Below are 20,869 nucleotides of genomic sequence, written 5' to 3' on the forward strand. Positions count from 1 at the left end.
TTATCACCTGCTACAAATTTATCTCAGGAAACTGTTCAGAAATCGTATTGAACATATCCTCCACATCAATATGCTCAAACTCTGCATCCCATTTATCTTTAGGCCATATCTCTATTTTATTTCTAACTCCTACAATCACACATTCCGAAGACAGACCTGTTTTTTCTCTCAATATGTTCGGTATCAAGATTCTACCCTGCCTATCGATAGTACAATCCTCCGCAGTAGAATACAGATACTTTATAAATTTTTTTACTTTTGGGTCACTTGGCGGTTCTTTTTCCCAAGCTTCCTCAAGCTTTGCCCACTCATATACCGGATAAGCGACAATGTGACTGCCGAGTGAAACTAAAATCAGTGACTCTTCATTGTATTTTGATTTAAGAATATCTCTAAATTTGGACGGAATACTGACACGGCCTGTTTCGTTGATGGTGTGCAAACTTTTGCCTTTGAAACTTCCTAAAATTTTCATAACATTCCATACCAATAAATGACATTATATGACAAATAATACACATATACAACATTTGCTGTCAAGGGAAATATCTATAAAATTTTCTTTTTAATTACTAAAAATACTTAAAAATATAGCCTTTACAACATACATAAAAATACCTATACTGATTAAACAATTACTAACTGAACACTGGCTTTCAATAAAAAGTTTATCCGAGGTGTTTAATATTACGTTTTATAATAATCTTATTATTTTTTACAATCAGTAGTCTTTATGCCGAAACAAAGTTAGGTATAGGCACTATATTTACTTCCACAAAAAGCAATTTTGATACAAACAGTAATAATTATTTAGCTAAACATGATAAACCTAGCTCGTATGAAAGTGATACGGCACTCATAGGGGAGCTTAGCTTCTCAAAGAAATATGGCGATTCATCAATCTCAGGCGGAATAGGATATTCGGGTGATGCACGCGGACTTTTTATTTCTGGTAAAAGGAAAATTGAAAATTACGGTGATTTGAAAGCTCAAATATTTATTGACCCTTTTAAAAAAGGGTGGAAAAATCCATATAAATTAAACAGTAAAAGAGAAGAAACTGATATTTACACTTACGGTCTTAATCTTGAACTTAATAAAGTAATGAACACAAACTTTTTGATTAAATATAACTTAAAATATACTGATATCAGAAAAGATAATGTAGAATACAGTACTCTCAAAAGGGATGCAATCTTTAAAGACTTTATTGTAGGGTACAATGTAAAGACAAAAATTAGGGGCTTAATGTTTATACCGGAAGTATCTTTCAATACATCAAAAGCAAAAGGTGAAAGTAACAGCTTTTATGGATATGGTGCTGGTTTTTCATCTCTTTATTTCAAAAGAAACCTTAAGCTAATCTTTAAAGGAAATATTTATAAAAAATATTACCAAGATGATGAGCCTATTTTTGGAAAAAAACGCAATGAAAATTCACACAACCTTATGCTTGTTTGCAATATTGATAATCCGTTAGGTTTTGAAAAAACTTATCTGACTTTGACAGCAGGATATTCAGAAAAATATTCAAACATAGATTTTTATAAAGAATCAAAAATATTTTCAGGGATTATTATTGGATACAAATTTTAAAAAAGTATGCCGGAAGACCGGCATACCCTAAATAGTATCGCTAACTTCTTTTTTACCAAAATTTTTTCTATTTAAATATCTGTTTAAAGCATTTAAATAAGCTTTTGCACTTGCTTCTACAACATCCGTCGAATATCCACGCCCGGTAACCTCTATACCTGAGTCTTCAAAAACTACACTCACTACCACTTCTCCTTGAGCATCTTTTCCAGCTGTCACTGCATTAATTCTATACTTTTTTAGCCTACCTTGAACACCTGCTATCCTTTCAATAGCCTTAAAGCTTGCATCTACCGGGCCATCACCGGTTGAAGCATCCATACTAATATTACCTTTGGCATCCATAAGCTGAACTGTGGCAGTCGGAACAGCGGTATTACCACTAACAATATTTATATATTCAAGAGAAAAAGCTTCTTTGGCAATGCTTGTTTGATTTTCAATAATTATTTCAATATCTTCGTCATATACCTCTTTCTTTTTGTCTGCCAACACCTTAAATTTATTGTATACTTTCTCGATATCTATCCCTTCTATATCATAACCCAAATCCTGAATTCTTTTTAAAAGAGCATGTCTTCCAGAATGCTTACCAAGAACAAGTTTGTTAGATGGGAAACCAACACTTTCAGGTGTCATTATTTCATAAGTTGTTCTCTCTTTTAAAACACCATCCTGATGTATTCCAGCTTCATGGGCAAAAGCATTTTTACCAATAATCGCCTTATTTGGCTGCACTTGTACTCCAGTAATAGAAGTCAAAAGTCTGCTTGTTTTATAGATTTCATGAGTATTAATACCATTTTCAACATCGTTGAAAATATCACGTCTAACATACATTGCCATTATAACTTCTTCAAGGGAAGCATTACCAGCTCTCTCACCTATCCCATTGATAGTACATTCCACTTGTGAAGCACCGGCTTTTATAGCAGCTAAAGAGTTAGCAACCGCAAGTCCAAGATCATTGTGACAATGTACACTTATTGCAGCCTTGTCAACATTTGGAACCTTATTCATAATTGTTGAAATAATCTTTTCAAATTCCATCGGCACAGTGTAACCTACGGTATCTGGGATATTTACTGTTTTAGCACCTGCCTTTATTACCTCTTCAACAACCTTGCATAAAAAATCAAGATTAGTCCTCGTGGCATCTTCAGCACTAAATTCCACGTCTTCACAAAGATTTCTTGCATATTTTACCGCTTCAATAGCTGTTTCCAACACTTCTTCAGGGGATTTTTTAAGCTTATACTGCATATGTATATCAGACGTGGCAATAAATGTGTGGATTCTTGGTCTAAAAGCATTTTTAAGTGCCTCATAACCAACTTCAATATCTTTTTTATTAGCTCTGCAAAGACCTGCGACTGCCGGTTTTTTTACAGTTTCCGCGACCTTTTTGACCGCTTCAAAATCACCGGGTGAAGAGATAGGAAAACCGGCTTCAATAACATCTACCCCCAAACGTTCGAGCTGCAAGGCCATTTTAATCTTCTCATCAATGTTCATACTAAAACCGGGCGCTTGTTCCCCATCCCTTAATGTGGTGTCAAATACTACAATTTTTCTCATCGACTTCCTCCTTTATTTTAAACTATACAAAAAAAGCCCTACCCCCGTTGGAGGGTAGGGCTTTATATTCGCCTTTGCGGTATAGAGAGTTAAATCTCCTCTATACTGTCCTCCACCGGGATCTTCTTCTTATAACGTAGTAGACCAAGTAGTAGACCTGAAAAAATATAACCGACAAAAAACAGAAAGAGAAATACTTCAGGATACATCCCTATTATGAATATAAACAACACGAAAAGAACCATTATATTAAAGGGCCTCTTAGAAATACCCTCAACCTTTTTAAAACTATAATATGGAAGTGAACTAACCATTAAAAATGCCAAGAGATATATCATAAAGACATAAGTAACAGGTATGGAAAAGTCTGTCGGATTGCCAAACACATCTTTAACAAAAAGGACACTTGTGGCTATTATTCCTGCAGCTGACGGAATCGGTAAGCCCACAAAAAAAGTGGAATCAACCTTCCCTGCCTGTACATTGAATCTTGCAAGCCTTAAAGCACCACACGCCACAAAAAGAAAAGCAGCCATCCATCCAAGTCTCCCGTAAGGGATTAAAAGCCACATATATATCAAAACAGCTGGAGCTACTCCAAACGACACCAAATCACTTAAAGAATCAAGCTGCACGCCAAACTTGCTTGTAGCATTGAGAGCTCTTGCAACCTTGCCATCCAACCCGTCAAAAACAAACGCAACCAATATTGCATATGCTGCCGCCACATAATTACCCTGTATTGATGATACGATGGAATAAAATCCACAAAACATACTCATTACAGTTAAGAAATTCGGCAAAATACATTTTTTTTCTATCAACTATCTTCTCCTTCTTTAACACCTTCAAATCTTGCAATCACAGTTTCCCCGGCTTTAACATGGTCATTAAGGCTTACCACTATAAATGTATCCGCCGGAAAATAATGATCAACTCTTGACGAGAATTTGATTATACCTAACCTATCGCCTATTTGCAACAACTCATTTTCCTTCGCATAGCAAACTGTCCTTCTGGCTACAAGACCAGCAACCTGTTTAAATATCATTCTGCCGTATTTTGAGTCCACATAGATAAGATTTTGTTCATTTTCCATAGAGCTTTCAGGCTTATCTGCCGCCAAAAACTTTCCAGGTCTATGCTCAACCTTAACAACCGTGCCGGTAACAGGCATACGGTTTACATGGACATTAAAGACATTCATAAATACACTTACTTTTTTATATGAAACTCCATCTAACTCTTCATCCTTTATTTCCACGACCTTTCCATCTGCAGCAGAAACAGCAATATTTTCAAAAGGGGGAACTGTCCTTTCCGGGTCTCTGAAAAATATTAAAAAGAAAACAACACAAGTTAAACTTAAAACTACCAAAAGCCATTTTGGAAAAACCAAAAAAACGACAAATAAAACTGCCGCAGTTACAATAAAAGGAAAACCTTCTTTCGCTATCAAATTCGACTCCCATTATTTTTCTAGTAATTTAACAAGTATAAAAAAAAAAGCAAGAGCATTTTAACTAACACTGCTAACTTATTAGAATAATCAAACTAACTTAATACTTTTCTTAAAAAAGAGGAGGGAGGATAACCCTCCCATGATTAGATTAATTTTTAGATTTGTCTACTATTTTACTCTTACCAAGCCAGCTCATCATAGATCTTAAATTTTGGCCAACTTGCTCTATCATATGTTCTTCATCCATTTTGGTAAGTGCATTAAATGTAGGTCTGCCAGCTTTATTTTCAAGCATCCACTCTTTTGCAAATTGTCCTGTCTGTATTTCATACAATACTTCTCTCATATTTTCTTTAACCTGCGGATCTACAACTCTTGGGCCTCTCGTAATATCGCCATATTGAGCAGTATTACTGATAGAATATCTCATATTTGAAATCCCACCTTCATAAAGCAGGTCAACTATTAACTTTACTTCATGCAAACACTCAAAATATGCCATTTCAGGCGCATATCCAGCTTCAACAAGAGTTTCAAAACCATACTTTATAAGCTGAGTAAGTCCTCCGCAAAGTACAGCCTGCTCTCCAAAAAGGTCTGTTTCAGTTTCCTCCTTGAAAGTTGTTTCAAGAACTCCGGCTCTTGCACCGCCAATTGCAGCAGCATAAGAAAGAGCCAATTCTCTTGAATCACCTGTGTAATCTTGATGAACGGCAATCAAACATGGAACTCCGCCACCTTTTTCATACTCAGCTCTTACCAAATGTCCAGGACCTTTTGGTGCAATCATAACCACGTTAACGTTTTCAGGTGGAACAATTTGATTAAAATGGATATTAAAACCATGCGCAAAAGCAAGATAGTCACCTTCCTTAAGATTTGGTGCTATATATTCTCTATAAATATCCCCTTGTGACTCATCAGGAGCCAAAATCATTATGACATCAGCCCATTTCGCCGCTTCGGAAACCTCCATCGGCTTAAGCCCCGCTTTTTCTACTTTTGACCAAGACGGGCTCCCTTTTCTAAGAGCTACGACTACATCAACGCCACTATCTTTCAAGTTGTTTGAGTGTCCGTACCCCTGGCTTCCATAACCGACTATAGCGACCTTTTTCGTTTTAATAAGTTCCAAATTTGCATCTTTTTCGTAATAAACCTTCATTTATTCCTCCTAGTGTTTTAAATCTTGTTTTGTAAAATCGGTAGTAGCCTTGCTACCCCTTGCTATTGCTACGCTGCCTGTCCTTACCACCTCAATAATACCATATACTTCCAAAACATCCAAAAAAGCTTTATTTTTATCCTTAGTGCCGGTAATTTCTATAACCATGGACTCGGTAGTCAAATCTACAATCTTACCCCTAAAAGTATTTACTATTCCGAATATTTCCGCCCTATATTTAGGAGAAGCATGGACTTTTACAAGCACCATCTCCCTTTCAATATGGTCCATTTGGGTTACATCTCTGACTCTTATTGTATTAATCAATTTTCTTAACTGCTTGATTATTTGCTCAATAATTCTGTCATCACCGTGCGTAACAATTGTCATTACAGAAAATTTCGGGTCATCAGTAACCCCCACAGAAAGACTTTCTATATTGTAGCCCCTTCCGCTGAAAAGACCTGCTACTCTCGATAAAACTCCAAAATTATTTTCAACTAAAACGGAAATAATGTGTCTCATAATACTACTCCCCGTATATCATTTCATTGAGTGCTGCACCTGCAGGCACCATTGGATATACGTTTTCTTCTCTATCCACTCTAAAGTCCATCAATACAGGTTTATCTTCAATCTTTAGAGACTCGGCAATCACATCGGCTACTTCTGACGGTTTTTCAGCTATCAGACCAACACACCCGTATGCATCTGCAAGCTTGACAAAGTCAGGCTGGCATTCAAGACATGAATAAGAATACCTTTTATTGTAAAATAGGTGCTGCCACTGTCTAATCATCCCTAAAAACTTATTATTAAGTATGGCAACCTTTACCCCTACTCTGTATTGGACGGCAGTACAAATCTCCTGCATATTCATCAAGAAGCTCCCATCACCGGCAATGTCAAAAACGTGTTTATCAGGTCTGCCAAGTTTAGCCCCGATTGCAGCAGGAAAACCAAACCCCATCGTACCAAGCCCCCCTGAGCTTATAAACTGTCTGGGGTGCTTAAATTTATAAAACTGTCCTGCCCACATCTGATTTTGTCCTACTTCCGTCGCAATTATTGCCTCTCCGTCAGTAAGCCTGCATATCTCCTCAACTACAAATTGAGGTTTTATCACTTTATCAGATTTTTTATAACTAAACGGTCTTTCGCTATTCCACGCTCTTATCTTTTTCAACCACCCTTTTCTGCTTTCAGCATTCTTCTCCCAGTTAAACTTATCAAGATACTCTTCCATCTGCTTCAAGACTTTTTTACAATCACCAACTACCGGTATATCTATATCCACAATCTTACTTATTGAAGCAGGGTCAATATCTATATGAGCAATTTTTGCATTAGGCGCAAAACCGTCGAGTCTGCCTGTTGACCTGTCGGAAAATCTTGTGCCGATAGCAAGTATAAAATCGGTTTCAGTCATTGCCATATTTGAAGCAAAATTACCGTGCATCCCTAACCAACCAACATAGTTCTCATGAGCACTTGGGAAACCGCCAAGCCCCAAAAAAGAATTTACGACTGGTAGACCAATCCTTTCCGAAAGTTTAACAAGCTCTTCTGTAGCGCCACTTATAATCACACCGCCACCTGCATATATAACCGGTTTTTTTGCCTCTGATAGCTCTTTCAAAAGCTTTTTTATCTGCAAGGGGTGCCCTTCATAGGTCGGATTGTAACCCGGCAAATCTATTTTGCCACTACACTTTGTCTTAGTTTTTCCTGCAACCACATCTTTTGGCAAATCTATTACAACTGGCCCTGGCCTTCCTGTACTAGCGATATAAAATGCTTCATTTATAACCCTTGGCAAATCATCTACATTTTGTACAAGATAGCTGTGTTTAACAATAGGTCTTGTAATCCCTATAATGTCCGCTTCTTGAAATGCATCTCCACCGATTAAAGCTGTAGGCACTTGACCGGTAAATGCCACCAAAGGAACAGAATCCATATATGCATTTGCAATGCCTGTCACAAGGTTTGTAGCACCGGGTCCACTTGTCCCAAAACAGACACCAACCTTTCCTGTTGCCCTGGCATACCCATCAGCAGCATGAACACCACCTTGCTCATGACGAGGAAGCACATGAAGAATATCAGCATCAAATAGAGTATCATAAATACCAAGTAGCACACCGCCGGGATAACCAAATACTATGTCAACATTTTGCTTTTTCAAGCATTCTACCAATGCCTCTGCGCCTGTCCTGCTCATAAATTACCCCTTATTTTTTCTAATATTTACCCGGGTATAACCCTAAGCAAACATATTTTAAAAATCATGTTTAATTACACTAAATTTTTTTAAACGATTAACACAATAATGGTCTGTTTTCAAGTAAATTTTTAGAGTTTATCAAAATATTTATAAAGACATTAAAAAGATAAAACATATAAAATGATTACTTCAGAAAACTCAATACTTGCCCCAACTGTATCGCCTGTCCAACCACCAAAAGAATTATTAAATTGCCTAATCAATAACTTTGCCAAAATAAAGCTAATGATAGTTACAAAAAGATATTGTTTTAAATCTATAAAAATAAAAAGTGCAAAAGAGCTTAATAAAAGGATAAACACATTTTCTCTAAATGAGTAGTCTTTAAAAAAATTACCTGTCCCTTCACTGCGAGCATATTTAGAATTTGAAATCACATACCCACCAATAAACCTCGAAAAAAACATCGAAGCAGGAATTATACCGGGATTTGCATTTTTAAAAATATTTATTTTAAGTATTAGTATTAATATCAAAGTAATTGCCCCCATTACCCCAATCCTACTATCTTTCATTATCTCAAGTTTTTTCTCTTTGTCCCTATGGGAAAAAAGTGCATCAGCCGTATCAGCAACCCCATCTAAATGCAAAGCCCCTGTAAAAACTACTATGGTAATCAATGCAATAATTTCTTTTAAATAAATATCACTCATCAACAACAAATATGCAGGTAAACCCATTAAAAGTCCAACTAACGGAAAATAGGCAGGCGCATTTTTATTATCATATTCTTTTAAATTAAGCCTAAATATTGTTAAAAATGAAATGGCAGTAAGAAATGATTTCATTTTGGAATACCGGCTTCCTCAAATGTGTACACGTTAGAAATTAAATTCGCTGCTTGCTTTATAATAGGAAATGCCAAAACTGCTCCTGTGCCTTCCCCTAGCCTCATGTTTAAATTTAAAATTGGCTCAAGCGACAAATACTCAAGCATTTTTATATGCCCGGGCTCTTCTGAGCAATGCCCTGCAAACATATACTCCCTTACCAACGGGTTTAGTTTATAGGCAATCAGTGCACCGGCAGTAGAAATAAACCCGTCTATAATAACGGGAATTTTACTATATGCTGCTGCTAATATTGTACCTGCAATTGCACCGATTTCAGCTCCACCAACTTTTGCCAACACATCTATAGGGTCATCTGCATTAGGACTGTGTAAGTCAATCCCTTTTTTTATAATCTCAATCTTTTTTAATACACCTTCATTAGTTAAACCTGCTCCCTTTCCTGTCATATCTTCAACAGATACCCCTGTAATAACTGCACCAATGGCAGCCGAAGGGGTTGTATTTCCTATACCCATTTCCCCTGTCAATACTATATTAAGTTGCTTTTCTTTGATATATTTAAGCGTAATTTCGATACCTGCCTCAATACATTCAATTGCCTGCTGTCTTGTCATTGCAGGCTCTTTAGCAAAATTTCTTGTCCCATTTACAACCTTTTTTGCTATAAATTCATTCTTTACATTTTGATTATTTTTAAACTCAAACTTAGAGCCTACATCAGTTAATATGATTTCCAGACCTTCCCTTTTGCCTAACACACTGACTGTTGCCATATCATTTAAAAAGGCATTAAACATTAATCCTGTAACTTCTTGTGGAAATGGTGATACTCCCTCTTCTACTACTCCGTGGTCACCTGCCATTACAAAAACAGCTCCTTTTTTTATTTCAGGCTTCAATGTTCCATAAATAGCACATAATCTTTCTGAAATATCGTGCAATCTCCCCATAGCTTTTGGAGGCATTAGGAGATTAGCAGTGCGATTTTCTGCCTTTGTCATATATTCTTCAGAAGGTTTCTTAATATTTTTCAATATATCATTTAACATTGTCAGCTCCTTCATTTTTTACCTTTTCAAAATACTTTTTAATCCTGCTTAATACAAAATCATAACTATTCTCATCATGATTTTTTGTGCAATTAGAGCAATCTTTATAACCATTTAATATCTTAAAGTCTCCACCGCAATCCTCAATGAGATACAAAGGGCAAAAGCAAAAAAGACAGTTTTGGTTTTCTATTTTATGACACGGGTAGTACTCACAATCTTTATTGCTGAAAAATTTATAACTCATAATATCCTCTACGTAATATTATTTTATGTATAAAGGGCACCCTGATACCATAAGTATTGCTTTATCACTAATAGATGCAATTTTTTGATTTACCATTCCCAATAAGTTAATATATTCTCTTGATAATTTATCCGCTGATATTAACCCTAAACCTACTTCATTTGAAATAAATGCCAGATTTTTAAACTTTGATATTTCAAGGTATTTTACCAATCTACCAGTCTCTTTTGAAATCTCTTTTTTATAAAACATAAGATTATTTATCCACATAGTAATGCAGTCAACTAAAACAAATTCGTAAGTTTTAATCTTTTCCAAAGCCTGAACAATATCTAAAGGCTCTTCAATAGTTTTCCATTCACCTTTTCTCTCAGCCCTATGCAGTAAAATCTTTTTCTCCATCTCTTCATCAAATGATTCGGCAGTTGCTAAATATGCCTTATCTTTAAAACCACTTCCTAAGCTCAATCCAAAGGTTGTCTTTCCGCTTTTAATCCCACCTGTTATAAACGTAATCATTTTCTCTAAAAAACTCCTTTAAATAATTAATTGAGTCAAAAAAATCCTTCTTACCAAAAATTTCGATAATTATATCAACGTCATTCTCACTTGCAAAATCAAATAGGTATTTCAAAAGTTTTTTGTCCAGATATCTAACCGAAAGATGATCTTTACCATCTTTAACACCATGTAAATGATAGGCTTTGATGGTGCTGCTATAAGTGTTAATAAATTCTTTAATATCAATCCCTTTTAATACAGCATGGCCTACATCAAAACAGATATCAGCACCTTTTGTTTTTACCTTATCAAAGAAATGTACCTCATTAATATTTTCTACTAACGTAGCAGGAAATTTTGCCAAAAATTTTTCCAAATAATCAAAAAATATCTTATTATTTACAGGATGTACAATTAATCGCTCAGGCTTTAAAAATGAAAGTTTTTCGGCAAAAAATATTAATCTATCCCAATCCCTTTCTTTTCCCAAATCTAAATCAATAGGCATATGGATATAATATTTTAATTCTTGCTTGGCTTCTATCAATTGCTCAATCTCTGTTTCATCCGGCAAATCATAATGATTAAAGCTGTCAAGATACAAAAGTTGCACAATATCAACCTTATTTTGTAAATATTTTACATTCACTACCCTGCTGTCGTGAATAATAAAAGATGTGGTGCCTATTGATTTAATCTCTTTCTTCATTATTGAAGCCTATATGAAATCTTTAATGGGAAACTTACTGTTTCAGGTGGAAGCTGCTCAAATGTAATTTTTTCCTGCATGTCCAATGTATTTTTATCAAGTATTTCATAACCTGAAGATTTCAGTATCTCTAATTTTTCCAGTTTACCTAATTTGCTAACCGTTATCATAACCTCAACATCACCTTCAATCCCCCTTCGTCTTGCTAGAAAAGGATATTCCAACCTTTCTTTAATTTTTGACAATATATATTTAGAATAGCTTTTTATATCAAATGCAGGCTCTAAATCATTACTCTCTGCTACATCCTCTTGAGTAGCTACCTCGTTAAATTTACTTTCTACATTTTTAAGCACATTAGTTTTGGTTATAGTATACGTATAACCTTCTGTTGGTTTTGCAGAATTTGAAATATCTTTATTTATTGACTGTATCTTAACATCATTTACTTTTTTGATAGGAATATTGTCTTTATCGGGGATATCAGCAATTTTATTTTTTATAAAAGGTTTAGGTCTAACCCTTTCTATTTTTTTGAGCGGCTGTTTTTCTATGTGTATATTTTTGTCTATTTTTTCTGTTTTAACATGATGTGGTGCAACTTGATTCTTTTTGGAAACTGTTAATATATCCAAGCTATATAATTTATGATTGTATAACTGCTTATCAAAACTCATATTTACCTTTAATGAATAAAAAAGAATAGTATGAATTAAAACTGAAAAAATAAGAAAAAAATTAAATCTATTTTTTATCAATTTTAACTCCTAAAATACTCTTTAAAGCATTTTTTGAAGCCGGCAATACCATAGGCTTCTTTGATACTGGGTTTATATCTGTCACGATTACAGTTTGGTAAACTTCTTCAAGTATTTCATATGTAATAATTTTCTCAGGCTCACCCGACTTAAATATTGCTCCATTATTTAGTAAAATTAAGTCGCTGCAATATTCGGCAGCTAAGTTCAAATCGTGCAAGATACAGACAATTGTCAATCCCATATTTTCATTTAACTCTTGCAACAAATCTAATATTTTAATTTGATAATTTAAATCAAGATGTGCGGTAGGCTCGTCCAAAAACAAAATTTCAGGCTCCTGCGCTAAGGCTGAACATATAGCCACCACCTGCTGCAGCCCTCCACTCAATTCATACATATATTTATTTTCATAATGCAGAATATCAAATATTTTCATATACTTATATGCTATTTCCCTATCTTTCCCCGTTTCAAAGAGTTGGAAACTTTTAAAATGAGGAAGCCTTCCTGCAAGAATAAAGTCAATCACTTTTATATCCTTATTCTCCACAAACTGACTTACATAAGCAATTTTTTTACTCCTCTGCTTTTGGTTATAAGAATAAAAATCCTTTTCATCTAAAAAAATGCTGCCACTAAAAGGTTTTAATATTCCTGTCATTGTCTTTAAAAGTGTAGATTTTCCTGAGCCATTTGGGCCTATAATTCCATAAAATTTTGATTTATAGATAGTTAAGTTTATCCCTTTTAAAGAAAACCCTTTTTCATATCCCGAAATTATATTTTCAAGCCTCAAGATTTCAGTCATGCCCTCTTCTCTTTTCTGAAAATATAGATAAAAAATATTCCGCCAAGAATTCCGGTAACAACACCCACAGGCAACTCATTCGGATAAATTATTTTAGAAGCAATAAAATCTGAAAGCATCAAAAATATTGCTCCACCTAAGAATGAGGCTATAAATAATATTCTAAAATCATTGTAAAACAATTTTCTCATTATATGAGGAATAATTAAACCTATAAATCCAATTATCCCTGTAACAGACACAGATGCTGCCGTTAATAAAGAAGAGAGTATTACCGTTATTTTAATAACCTGCTCCACATTTACTCCTAAAGTAGCACCCTTTTCATAACCAAACTGTAAAGCATTTAATTTGTTTGCAAAAAAATAAAATATCAAAAGTCCAAAAAGTGTAATGCAGCCCAAAGCAATATTTAGATTATTTTGAGCATTACTGAGCGAGCCCATCATCCAAAAAATTATTCCATGTAAATTTTGTGTATTTGAAACAGCTAAAATCAACATTAAAATAGATGATGAGATAAAACTTATCATAACACCGATTAGAAGTAATGTTTTTATATCCAACTTATAATTTTTTATTGCAATTACATAAAGTAGCAAAAGGACCAAAATTGCTCCTAAAAAACCGGCACTTATTAGTGAAAAAACGCCAAATATTTTATTTAATGATAGACTTAGGGCAACTGCAACACCAACCGCAGCACCACCAGAAACACCTAAAGTATATGGTTCTACTAAACTATTACGAAAAACTCCCTGCAACGCAGCACCGCATATTGAAAGACTACCACCTGCAAGTATTGCTAACACAGCCCTAGGCAACCTTAAATTTAATAAGATTGTTTTATCAATATCCGAAGATTTCTCAAACAGATGAAGCCCATACGTAATATTAAAATAAGCCATTATAATCAATATAAAAAAAAGAATAATTATCTTAATAAGCGCTCTCTTTTTAACCATATAAATTCAGCCTTAATGCAGTAATAATGATTACAAATAAAACGGTAACTTTCATATTTATGTTGCATACATCAAGAATATCCTTTTTTAAAATAATTCTATCATTGTCACCAATAGTGCCTTTATCAATTTTTATATTGTTGTAATAGTTTACTCCGCCAAGCTGACAATTCAAAAAACCTGCAATTGCAGCTTCAGGATAACCTGAATTTGGACTTGTGTGAACTCGTGCAAACTTTTTAACACCTTTAAGCACATCATCTTTCAAAGTAACAACGTATATCAATAAGGCAGTTAACCTTGCCGGGATAAAATTTAACAAGTCATCTATTTTTGCTGAAAAATATCCAAAATTTCTATATTTATCATTTTTATAACCGACTATAGAATCAAGGGTATTTACGGTTTTATATACATAAAGAAAATAAATTCCACCTAAGAAATAGTAAAACAAAGGTGCTATAACCCCATCACACAAATTTTCTGAGGTAGTTTCAATTACTGCCTTTCTTATCTGATTTTCATCAAACTGTTTTGTATCTCTACCCACAATAAAGCTTAACTCTTTCCTTGCAATTTCTATATCATTACTACTTAATTTGCTTTCAATACTTTTAGCTCGGGTTATCAACTCTTTATTTGAAATTCCAAAATACACAAGCAGCGATAAAATAAATATTCTGTAATATGTGGTTTCAAATATATTTATCACTAAATAAATTAAAACATATACTGCCAATATACAGCTAATAAAATAAAATAGACCGTAAAGCTTCATTTTAGCAGAATTTTTGGTCTTCTTATAAAATATTTTTTCAAAAAATGTTGATATTTTACCTATCAATCTTATTGGGTGAAATTTACTTTCAGGGTCACCAAAAACAAAATCCAAAAAAAATCCAATTATCAGAGGAAAAATAAAATCATTCATAGAATTTTCTCAATCCTTCAAGTAATATCAGATTATTATCCCTCATCAAGGTTGCAACCCGAAAATAATTTTCCGAAAGCCCTCTAAAATTAGAGGCATCTCTTATTAAAATTGAACAGTTTTCCGCTAAAAATCTTTTTAAAATTAATGATGCCACATTACTTTTACACAGGAAAAAATTTAACTCACTAAAATAAACTTCCACTCTTTTTATCTTAGAAATCTCACCCTGTAGCCATTTTGACTCATTTACTATCAATTCAAAATGTGGCTTCAATTCACTATAATTATCAATGATAAATTCACCTGCCAAAAGTGCAAGAGAGTTAACACTCCAAGTATATTGAAGATTACATATTTTCCTTACAATATCTTTATTACCAACCAGATAACCTAATCTTAAGCCAGGTATTGCAAATACCTTAGTAAATGATTTTAAAACAATTAAATTATTAAATTTATCAACATATTCTACCAAAGATATATCATTAAGCAAAAACTCAACATAAGCTTCATCTACAATGAAAAATGTTTCTTTAAATTTATTTAAATAAAATATAATTTCTTCCCTTTCATAAAACTTACCATCAGGGTTATTCGGATTGCAAAGAAAAACCAAATCAACATCTCTTTCTAAATCGGATAAGCTATTAATAAATATTAATTTGTGATTATAACGCATAGCAGCTTCTTCATATTCTATAAATGTTGGGACTAAAATAGCTGTCTTTGCATTCTTAAATAACTCTGCTATCAAATATATCCCTTCTATTGAGCCGTTTAAGATAAAAATGTTATCCTGCAACACGTTTAAAAAACTTGATATTTTTTCTTTTAAGCGTCTGCTTTCAATATCGGGATAGTGCTCAAAAACATTTACATTTTCAGCTAAATAGCTTTTTAATTTGCTGTGCATACCGTAAGGGGAAATATTTGTACTGAAATCATATTTAATATCCTCAAACTCAGAAATATTTCCGCCGTGCCCTTTTAACATTTTCCACTCATACAATCATATATATAGTTTATATTAAGGGAGCTTCTCAAAATATCTGCCAATTTATCATACTGCCTATCTTTAAATGCGGCAAAGTCTTCTAAAGTTATCTCTTTTCTAATAATATCTCTCAATACAATACTGTTGTCGAAAATACCGTGAATATATGTACCAAAACACTTTTCATTCAATAGGAAGCCTTCAGCAGAACCATCTTCAAAAAAGTTTAGAGGGCTATTTTCAAAAAATGTTGTTTCCCCCATATGAATCTCATAACCTATACATTTTTCAGGATAATTTTTATATCTAAAACTTCGTTGTACCGTTTTTTTATCTTTGGTCATCCTTGTAACTATTGGGAAAATACCTATACCATCAATCTCTTGAACATCACTTTCCACCCCATAAGGGTCGAATATTTTTCTTCCCAAAATCTGAAAACCGCCACATATCCCTATCACACCTTTACCACTGTTAACATGTTTTTTAATTGCTCTATCAAAGCCTTTTCTTTTTAAATATAGCATATCAGAAATGGTGTTTTTGCTGCCTGGAACAATAATCAGATCTGCATCATCCAGCTCCTCAGGATTCTCCGCATAAAACAGATTTACATCATCGATACGCTCAAATGGAGCAAAATCAGTAAAATTAGACATATGTTTCAACAGCACCACTGCTACTTTAAAAACTTTGCTTTTATCCGAATATCGTTTTTTACAATTTAAACTGTCCTCTTCATCAAGATAAATATCCCTAAAGTATGGTATTACACCAACAACAGGAACACCGGTTAACTGTTCAATAATTTTTTTACCATCTTCAAAAAGTGAAATGTCACCTCTAAATTTGTTTATTATAAAACCTTTGATTAATTTCCTATCTTCCTCTTTTAATAACTTATAATGTCCGTAAATATTCCCTATGACACCGCCTTTATCAATATCAGCAATTAAAAATACCGCAGCATTTGTAAACCTTGCCACAGGCATATTAACAATATCTTTTTCCCACAAATTCATTTCACTAATACTGCCTGCACCCTCAATAAGTATCGGGAAATATTTATTTTGTAGATAGTAATAGGAATTTTTAACCTCTTGAAAAAAATTGTTTTTTAAATCATTACCAAAATAATCCTTAGCAGAAAAATTTCCTATAGGTTTGCCATTTAATACAATCTGACTCTCAGTATCCTTATTAGGCTTTAAAAGAATTGGATTCATCTGCACTTCAGGCTCAACCTTGCAACTTTCTGCCTGCATTGCTTGAGCCCTGCCAATTTCAAGACCATCTTTTGTGACAAAACTGTTAAGTGCCATATTTTGAGCTTTAAATGGTGCCGGGTTAAAACCATCCTGTTTTAAAATTCTCCCAATACCTGCTACAATTATGCTTTTACCCACATCTGAGCCGGTGCCAACAAACATCAAAGGTCTACAGTTATTTTTTAGACCCTTCATCTGTTTACAAGCTCGCCTAAATTTTCAATCAAATCAATCAAATCCGGTAAGTAAGGGCTACCAAGCCTATCAGCATCTATGATAAATAGTTTATCTTTTTTTACCGCATTTACAAAATCGTATTTTTTAAAATCATCAATCACATCATTAGCAATTGCACCCATATCCATTACAAATATTACATCAGGATTTTCTTTTAAAATAAACTCCTTTGAAATAATTCCCGAATTTAAATTTCCAGCAATATTTATTCCATCGATAAGGTTTATTATATCATCTATATATGTATTTTTTGGTGCTGTAAAAAGTGGGTTAGCACCAATTAAAAAAACAACTTTCTTCTTATCGTTATGTAAAAATTTAGTTTTAATCTTTTCTAATCTACTTTTTGACTCGTTTACAATTTTTTCAGCTTTCTGCACTTTACCTGTAATTTCCCCTAATCTTACTACCGATTGAAAAATATCATCAATGCTTTTTGGGTATTCAAAAACTTCCACATTTACCTTCAAACTTTTAAGTTTCTCTATAGACTTTATGTTTGTCAAAGAATTTGCCATTACAATATCTGGTTTTAGTTGAAGAATAGCCTCTATATTAATTGCCGAAACTGAGCCTATCACTTTTGCATTTGTATCTTTTTTATGAGCCAAAGGGCAATAACTTGTGCACCCAACAATATTATTTTCAAGACCCATAGTTATTAATTGCTTTGTAATGGAAGGGGTCAGTGAAATTATTCTAATATCTTTTGCATAAACAGGTAAATTTAGCAAAAATACAAAATTTAAGGCGACAATAAGCCGCCTTAAACATTTAGAAGTTATAAACATATTTTAAAGTTCCCTTATAATTTTTTTCGGGCATAGGGTAACCTTCCACATAGGAATAATCTTTATCAAACAAATTATTAACATCTAATTTTAAATATAGTTTACCTGCCACTTTAGAGTTAACCAATCTCTTACTCACGCTTAAATCACTTACAGTAAAAGAGCCCTTATATTTTCTTGTAGTTGTATAAGTTGCAGGGTCGTAATCATCTACTAATTGCTTGCCTGTATAAGTAAAATTTAGCCTACAGTAAAAATCATCAGGGTTATTAGTTATAAATATCCCGTAACTTGCTTGTAATCTTGATACATAAAGAAGTTTAACATCGTTAGTATCATCATAAAATCTATCATAATAAACAAAATTTAGATATGGCTCAACAACTACAGGTAATTTAAATAATCCCCCTATATCAAACCTTGCATTACCTTCAACCCCCCTAATAGTTGCTTTGCCACTATTTATCCAGGTTATGTAAGATGGTGTTGCAGAGACTGTTTCAGTTATTATTTTATCCTTATATTTTGTATAGAAATATGTCAGATAGCCATTTAAAAGCATTGAGTTGTAATCAACTCCTACTTCATATGTCTTACTCGTTTCAGGGTCAAGGTCAGGATTACCTTTGTAAGGTGTACCCCATACAGAGAAATCTGCATTTAATTGGTCAGCTTGAGGGATAACATATGCTTCCCCATAACTTCCTCTTAAAGAAATCTTTTTTGAGAAATTATATTTTACACCAAAAGATAATGTTGTAGGTTTCTTTTCTGTTTCCTCTGCCTTAACATCACTTCTTAAAGGAGTTTCTTTAATTTTCAAATTGTAAATATCATACCTTAGCCCTGCAGTTACAATAAGTTTATTATTTAACAGCTTTAACTTAGGTAAAACGAATAACCCGAAGTCAGAATACTCACTGTCAGGATTATAAGGTGCAGTATTTTCCGAATTTCTGTTAATTGTTTCATAACTATTGTAATCAAAACCTGTAGTCAGCTCAATCAGTGCTCTTTTGTAAAAAAGATTACCCTGAATACCTTTAAATTCAGTTTTGTAATAATTTTCTGAATTTGAGCCCAAAAAATCATTCTTGTCAGGGTCGTGATACGTTTTTTCCTCTTTACCTTTAAAAACTTTTAAATTCCAACTGATTTTTTCTCCATTTCTTGTGTAATCGAAATCATAGGATTCAAGCTTTTTATTTTGGTAGTCATCAAGATATAATGCTAAATTATCAATAGTATATTGTTGTTTATTATTGTAGCCAATATCCCCTGAGTCAAATTTATTATAAACAAATCCAATTCTATCAACTTTATTAAAGGTATAGCCAAAATTTGCGGAAATACTTTTTTCACCGATATCTGTTTTCGGATATGTCCCCATATCGGTATCATAATCATCTCTATCCATACCTTTTAGTGCCAATGCAAAGTCAAAACCATTCTTTTTACCATTAGCCCCAACAGTAACACTTTTGTAATCAAAGCTGCCGAGTGACCCTTCTATAAAAAATTCACCCTTTTCTTTACCTTGTTTCAATATAATATTTACTACACCACCCATTGCAGCAGAGCCATATTGAATACCTGCCGGCCCTCTTATAATCTCTATTTTTTGAACATTAGTCATAGGTATTAGGGATAAATTGCCTGTCCCTGCCCTGCGACCATTGATTAAGACTAATACTTTACCTCTCAAATCTACTCCATGGGTATCTGTCCTAAAACCCCTAATGTCTATTGAAGTGGAAAGTCCGGGATAATCGTGAATATGCCCCATGTTTATCTGCTTTAAAAAGTCAGCAATATTTTCAGCATTGTATGTTTTAAGGTCTTCTTCCTCATAAACTAATACTTTTTGAGGAATCACTTCTTCTGTTTCACCTATTCTGTTACCAGTCACAACTATAGTTTCAACAGCATATACATTTATAGAAAAAACAAAAATTAACAAACTTATACAAAAATTTTTAAAAAACACTTCAACCTCCAAAATTTTATAACATGTTAGAAATACATTAGAACAAGGTGGATTATTCGTATCAAGTAAAAGGATAACACATACAGGCCTCCTTATCCACGTAAGGTATTTCATAGGGGGTATCCTGGCTCACCTTCAACCTACTTGCCAGCCTTCCCACTATTAAAAGCAGTGGCTAATTTGGCTTTCGTCAGGCTCACAGTTGCGGGACAGCGCCGGATTTTCACCGGACTTCCCCACTCTATGATTAGGCAACATTAAACAACAAATAGAATTTTGTCAATATAAGACAAAACCCTTTGGAAAAATTCAAACTATTTTAAAATTAGTTAATACATAGAAAAATACAAACAAAAAAAACTATTGAAATTACTGATAATTTATAATAATATCACCCCAATAACTTAAACAATGTTTTAATTGTTTAAATAAAACTAAACAAGGAGGCGTCATGAAGAGAAGAGATTTTCTAAAAAAAGCTGCTGCAACTACTGCTGTTGCCGGTGCATCTTTAGCCTTTGGTGCTCCTGCCGTTCATGCGGCAAAAAAATATCAATGGAAAATGGCAACTACTTGGCCACCTAACTTCCCAGTTTTTGGCGAAAGCGCAAACTTTATAGCCAAGTGGATTGAAGAAATGTCTGAAGGTAGACTTAAAATACATGTATACGCCGGAGGAGAGCTTGTACCGGCGCTTCAAGCTTTTGATGCCGTTGGGCAAGGTATGGTTGAAATG

General features: G+C 33.6%; 22 protein-coding genes and 1 riboswitch. Of the genes, 2 read left to right on the plus strand and 20 right to left on the minus strand.

What is annotated here, in order from left to right; translation table 11 throughout:
• Positions 1–10: 10 nt before the first annotated feature.
• Complete coding sequence (locus tag LF845_RS09945) at positions 11–475, minus strand: division/cell wall cluster transcriptional repressor MraZ (RefSeq protein WP_242820866.1); 465 nt, start codon at positions 473–475, stop codon at positions 11–13.
• Between the two features lie 278 nt (positions 476–753).
• On the opposite strand from LF845_RS09945, the gene LF845_RS09950 reads away from it, so the two are divergent.
• Positions 754–1,596: a DUF2860 family protein gene (locus tag LF845_RS09950; RefSeq protein WP_341352905.1), complete on the plus strand. Its 843-nt coding sequence runs from the start codon at positions 754–756 to the stop codon at positions 1,594–1,596.
• A gap of 27 nt (positions 1,597–1,623) precedes the next feature.
• Here LF845_RS09950 and LF845_RS09955 read toward each other — a convergent pair whose 3' ends face one another.
• The 19 genes from LF845_RS09955 to LF845_RS10045 all read right to left on the minus strand — a co-directional run bounded on the left by LF845_RS09955 (position 1,624) and on the right by LF845_RS10045 (position 20,133).
• The gene (locus LF845_RS09955; RefSeq protein WP_242820867.1) at positions 1,624–3,174 is read right to left on the minus strand and encodes a 2-isopropylmalate synthase; all 1,551 of its coding nucleotides are present in this window, start codon (positions 3,172–3,174) and stop codon (positions 1,624–1,626) included.
• 89 nt (positions 3,175–3,263) lie between these two features.
• Positions 3,264–3,998 carry a CDP-diacylglycerol--serine O-phosphatidyltransferase gene (pssA, locus tag LF845_RS09960; protein ID WP_242820868.1) on the minus strand — a complete coding sequence of 245 codons (735 nt, stop codon included), beginning with the start codon at positions 3,996–3,998 and terminating at the stop codon, positions 3,264–3,266.
• A complete protein-coding gene (locus tag LF845_RS09965) occupies positions 3,995–4,633 on the minus strand; it encodes a phosphatidylserine decarboxylase family protein (RefSeq protein ID WP_242820869.1) in 639 nt (212 codons plus the stop codon). Before LF845_RS09965 ends, pssA begins: the two co-directional genes overlap by 4 nt.
• Before the next feature lie 151 nt (positions 4,634–4,784).
• Positions 4,785–5,801, minus strand: coding sequence for a ketol-acid reductoisomerase (ilvC, locus tag LF845_RS09970; RefSeq protein WP_242820870.1), 1,017 nt, complete (start codon positions 5,799–5,801; stop codon positions 4,785–4,787).
• 9 nt (positions 5,802–5,810) lie between these two features.
• Positions 5,811–6,326 carry an acetolactate synthase small subunit gene (gene ilvN, locus LF845_RS09975; RefSeq protein ID WP_242820871.1) on the minus strand — a complete coding sequence of 172 codons (516 nt, stop codon included), beginning with the start codon at positions 6,324–6,326 and terminating at the stop codon, positions 5,811–5,813.
• 4 nt (positions 6,327–6,330) lie between these two features.
• Complete coding sequence (gene ilvB, locus LF845_RS09980; RefSeq protein WP_242820872.1) at positions 6,331–8,025, minus strand: biosynthetic-type acetolactate synthase large subunit; 1,695 nt, start codon at positions 8,023–8,025, stop codon at positions 6,331–6,333.
• 161 nt (positions 8,026–8,186) lie between these two features.
• A complete protein-coding gene (gene cobS / locus LF845_RS09985; RefSeq protein WP_242820873.1) occupies positions 8,187–8,876 on the minus strand; it encodes an adenosylcobinamide-GDP ribazoletransferase in 690 nt (229 codons plus the stop codon).
• Positions 8,873–9,931, minus strand: a complete 1,059-nt coding sequence (gene cobT, locus LF845_RS09990) for a nicotinate-nucleotide--dimethylbenzimidazole phosphoribosyltransferase (RefSeq protein WP_242820874.1) — start codon at positions 9,929–9,931, stop codon at positions 8,873–8,875. The genes cobS and cobT overlap by 4 nt, the downstream gene beginning before the upstream one ends.
• Complete coding sequence (locus tag LF845_RS09995) at positions 9,921–10,178, minus strand: cysteine-rich small domain-containing protein (RefSeq protein WP_242820875.1); 258 nt, start codon at positions 10,176–10,178, stop codon at positions 9,921–9,923. The genes cobT and LF845_RS09995 overlap by 11 nt, the downstream gene beginning before the upstream one ends.
• An 18-nt stretch (positions 10,179–10,196) precedes the next feature.
• A complete protein-coding gene (locus LF845_RS10000; protein WP_242820876.1) occupies positions 10,197–10,697 on the minus strand; it encodes a bifunctional adenosylcobinamide kinase/adenosylcobinamide-phosphate guanylyltransferase in 501 nt (166 codons plus the stop codon).
• Complete coding sequence (gene cbiR, locus LF845_RS10005; RefSeq protein WP_242820877.1) at positions 10,669–11,388, minus strand: cobamide remodeling phosphodiesterase CbiR; 720 nt, start codon at positions 11,386–11,388, stop codon at positions 10,669–10,671. Before cbiR ends, LF845_RS10000 begins: the two co-directional genes overlap by 29 nt.
• Positions 11,388–12,065, minus strand: coding sequence for an energy transducer TonB (locus LF845_RS10010; RefSeq protein WP_242820878.1), 678 nt, complete (start codon positions 12,063–12,065; stop codon positions 11,388–11,390). The genes cbiR and LF845_RS10010 overlap by 1 nt, the downstream gene beginning before the upstream one ends.
• A 67-nt stretch (positions 12,066–12,132) precedes the next feature.
• Positions 12,133–12,957 carry an ABC transporter ATP-binding protein gene (locus tag LF845_RS10015; RefSeq protein ID WP_242820879.1) on the minus strand — a complete coding sequence of 275 codons (825 nt, stop codon included), beginning with the start codon at positions 12,955–12,957 and terminating at the stop codon, positions 12,133–12,135.
• Positions 12,954–13,922, minus strand: a complete 969-nt coding sequence (locus tag LF845_RS10020; protein WP_242820880.1) for a FecCD family ABC transporter permease — start codon at positions 13,920–13,922, stop codon at positions 12,954–12,956. Before LF845_RS10020 ends, LF845_RS10015 begins: the two co-directional genes overlap by 4 nt.
• Positions 13,915–14,853: an adenosylcobinamide-phosphate synthase CbiB gene (gene cbiB, locus LF845_RS10025; protein WP_242820881.1), complete on the minus strand. Its 939-nt coding sequence runs from the start codon at positions 14,851–14,853 to the stop codon at positions 13,915–13,917. The genes LF845_RS10020 and cbiB overlap by 8 nt, the downstream gene beginning before the upstream one ends.
• Entirely contained in the window at positions 14,846–15,850 is a 1,005-nt protein-coding gene (locus tag LF845_RS10030) for a pyridoxal phosphate-dependent aminotransferase (RefSeq protein WP_242820882.1), read from the minus strand. Before LF845_RS10030 ends, cbiB begins: the two co-directional genes overlap by 8 nt.
• Complete coding sequence (locus LF845_RS10035; RefSeq protein WP_242820883.1) at positions 15,844–17,313, minus strand: cobyric acid synthase; 1,470 nt, start codon at positions 17,311–17,313, stop codon at positions 15,844–15,846. The genes LF845_RS10030 and LF845_RS10035 overlap by 7 nt, the downstream gene beginning before the upstream one ends.
• Entirely contained in the window at positions 17,310–18,146 is an 837-nt protein-coding gene (locus tag LF845_RS10040; RefSeq protein ID WP_242820884.1) for a helical backbone metal receptor, read from the minus strand. The genes LF845_RS10035 and LF845_RS10040 overlap by 4 nt, the downstream gene beginning before the upstream one ends.
• A complete protein-coding gene (locus LF845_RS10045; protein WP_242820885.1) occupies positions 18,130–20,133 on the minus strand; it encodes a TonB-dependent receptor in 2,004 nt (667 codons plus the stop codon). Before LF845_RS10045 ends, LF845_RS10040 begins: the two co-directional genes overlap by 17 nt.
• Positions 20,134–20,230: 97 nt before the next feature.
• Positions 20,231–20,408, minus strand: a riboswitch (cobalamin riboswitch).
• 176 nt (positions 20,409–20,584) lie between these two features.
• On the opposite strand from LF845_RS10045, the gene LF845_RS10050 reads away from it, so the two are divergent.
• Positions 20,585–20,869, plus strand: a 285-nt coding sequence (locus tag LF845_RS10050; RefSeq protein ID WP_242820886.1) for a twin-arginine translocation signal domain-containing protein, incomplete at its 3' end; no start/stop codon positions are given.

Source organism: Deferrivibrio essentukiensis (genome assembly GCF_020480685.1).
Taxonomy (GTDB): Bacteria; Chrysiogenota; Deferribacteres; order Deferribacterales; family Deferrivibrionaceae; genus Deferrivibrio; species Deferrivibrio essentukiensis.

Excerpts from the sequence above, each read along its gene's own strand:
- LF845_RS09945 (WP_242820866.1), bottom strand. The coding sequence starts at position 475 with ATGAAAATTTTAGGAAGTTTCAAAGGCAAAAGTTTGCACACCATCAAC.
- LF845_RS09955 (WP_242820867.1), bottom strand. The coding sequence starts at position 3,174 with ATGAGAAAAATTGTAGTATTTGACACCACATTAAGGGATGGGGAACAA.
- ilvC (WP_242820870.1), bottom strand. The coding sequence starts at position 5,801 with ATGAAGGTTTATTACGAAAAAGATGCAAATTTGGAACTTATTAAAACG.
- ilvN (WP_242820871.1), bottom strand. The coding sequence starts at position 6,326 with ATGAGACACATTATTTCCGTTTTAGTTGAAAATAATTTTGGAGTTTTA.
- ilvB (WP_242820872.1), bottom strand. The coding sequence starts at position 8,025 with ATGAGCAGGACAGGCGCAGAGGCATTGGTAGAATGCTTGAAAAAGCAA.
- cobS (WP_242820873.1), bottom strand. The coding sequence starts at position 8,876 with ATGAAATCATTTCTTACTGCCATTTCATTTTTAACAATATTTAGGCTT.
- cobT (WP_242820874.1), bottom strand. The coding sequence starts at position 9,931 with ATGTTAAATGATATATTGAAAAATATTAAGAAACCTTCTGAAGAATAT.
- LF845_RS09995 (WP_242820875.1), bottom strand. The coding sequence starts at position 10,178 with ATGAGTTATAAATTTTTCAGCAATAAAGATTGTGAGTACTACCCGTGT.
- LF845_RS10000 (WP_242820876.1), bottom strand. The coding sequence starts at position 10,697 with ATGATTACGTTTATAACAGGTGGGATTAAAAGCGGAAAGACAACCTTT.
- cbiR (WP_242820877.1), bottom strand. The coding sequence starts at position 11,388 with ATGAAGAAAGAGATTAAATCAATAGGCACCACATCTTTTATTATTCAC.
- LF845_RS10010 (WP_242820878.1), bottom strand. The coding sequence starts at position 12,065 with ATGAGTTTTGATAAGCAGTTATACAATCATAAATTATATAGCTTGGAT.
- LF845_RS10015 (WP_242820879.1), bottom strand. The coding sequence starts at position 12,957 with ATGACTGAAATCTTGAGGCTTGAAAATATAATTTCGGGATATGAAAAA.
- LF845_RS10020 (WP_242820880.1), bottom strand. The coding sequence starts at position 13,922 with ATGGTTAAAAAGAGAGCGCTTATTAAGATAATTATTCTTTTTTTTATA.
- cbiB (WP_242820881.1), bottom strand. The coding sequence starts at position 14,853 with ATGAATGATTTTATTTTTCCTCTGATAATTGGATTTTTTTTGGATTTT.
- LF845_RS10030 (WP_242820882.1), bottom strand. The coding sequence starts at position 15,850 with ATGTTAAAAGGGCACGGCGGAAATATTTCTGAGTTTGAGGATATTAAA.
- LF845_RS10035 (WP_242820883.1), bottom strand. The coding sequence starts at position 17,313 with ATGAAGGGTCTAAAAAATAACTGTAGACCTTTGATGTTTGTTGGCACC.
- LF845_RS10040 (WP_242820884.1), bottom strand. The coding sequence starts at position 18,146 with ATGTTTATAACTTCTAAATGTTTAAGGCGGCTTATTGTCGCCTTAAAT.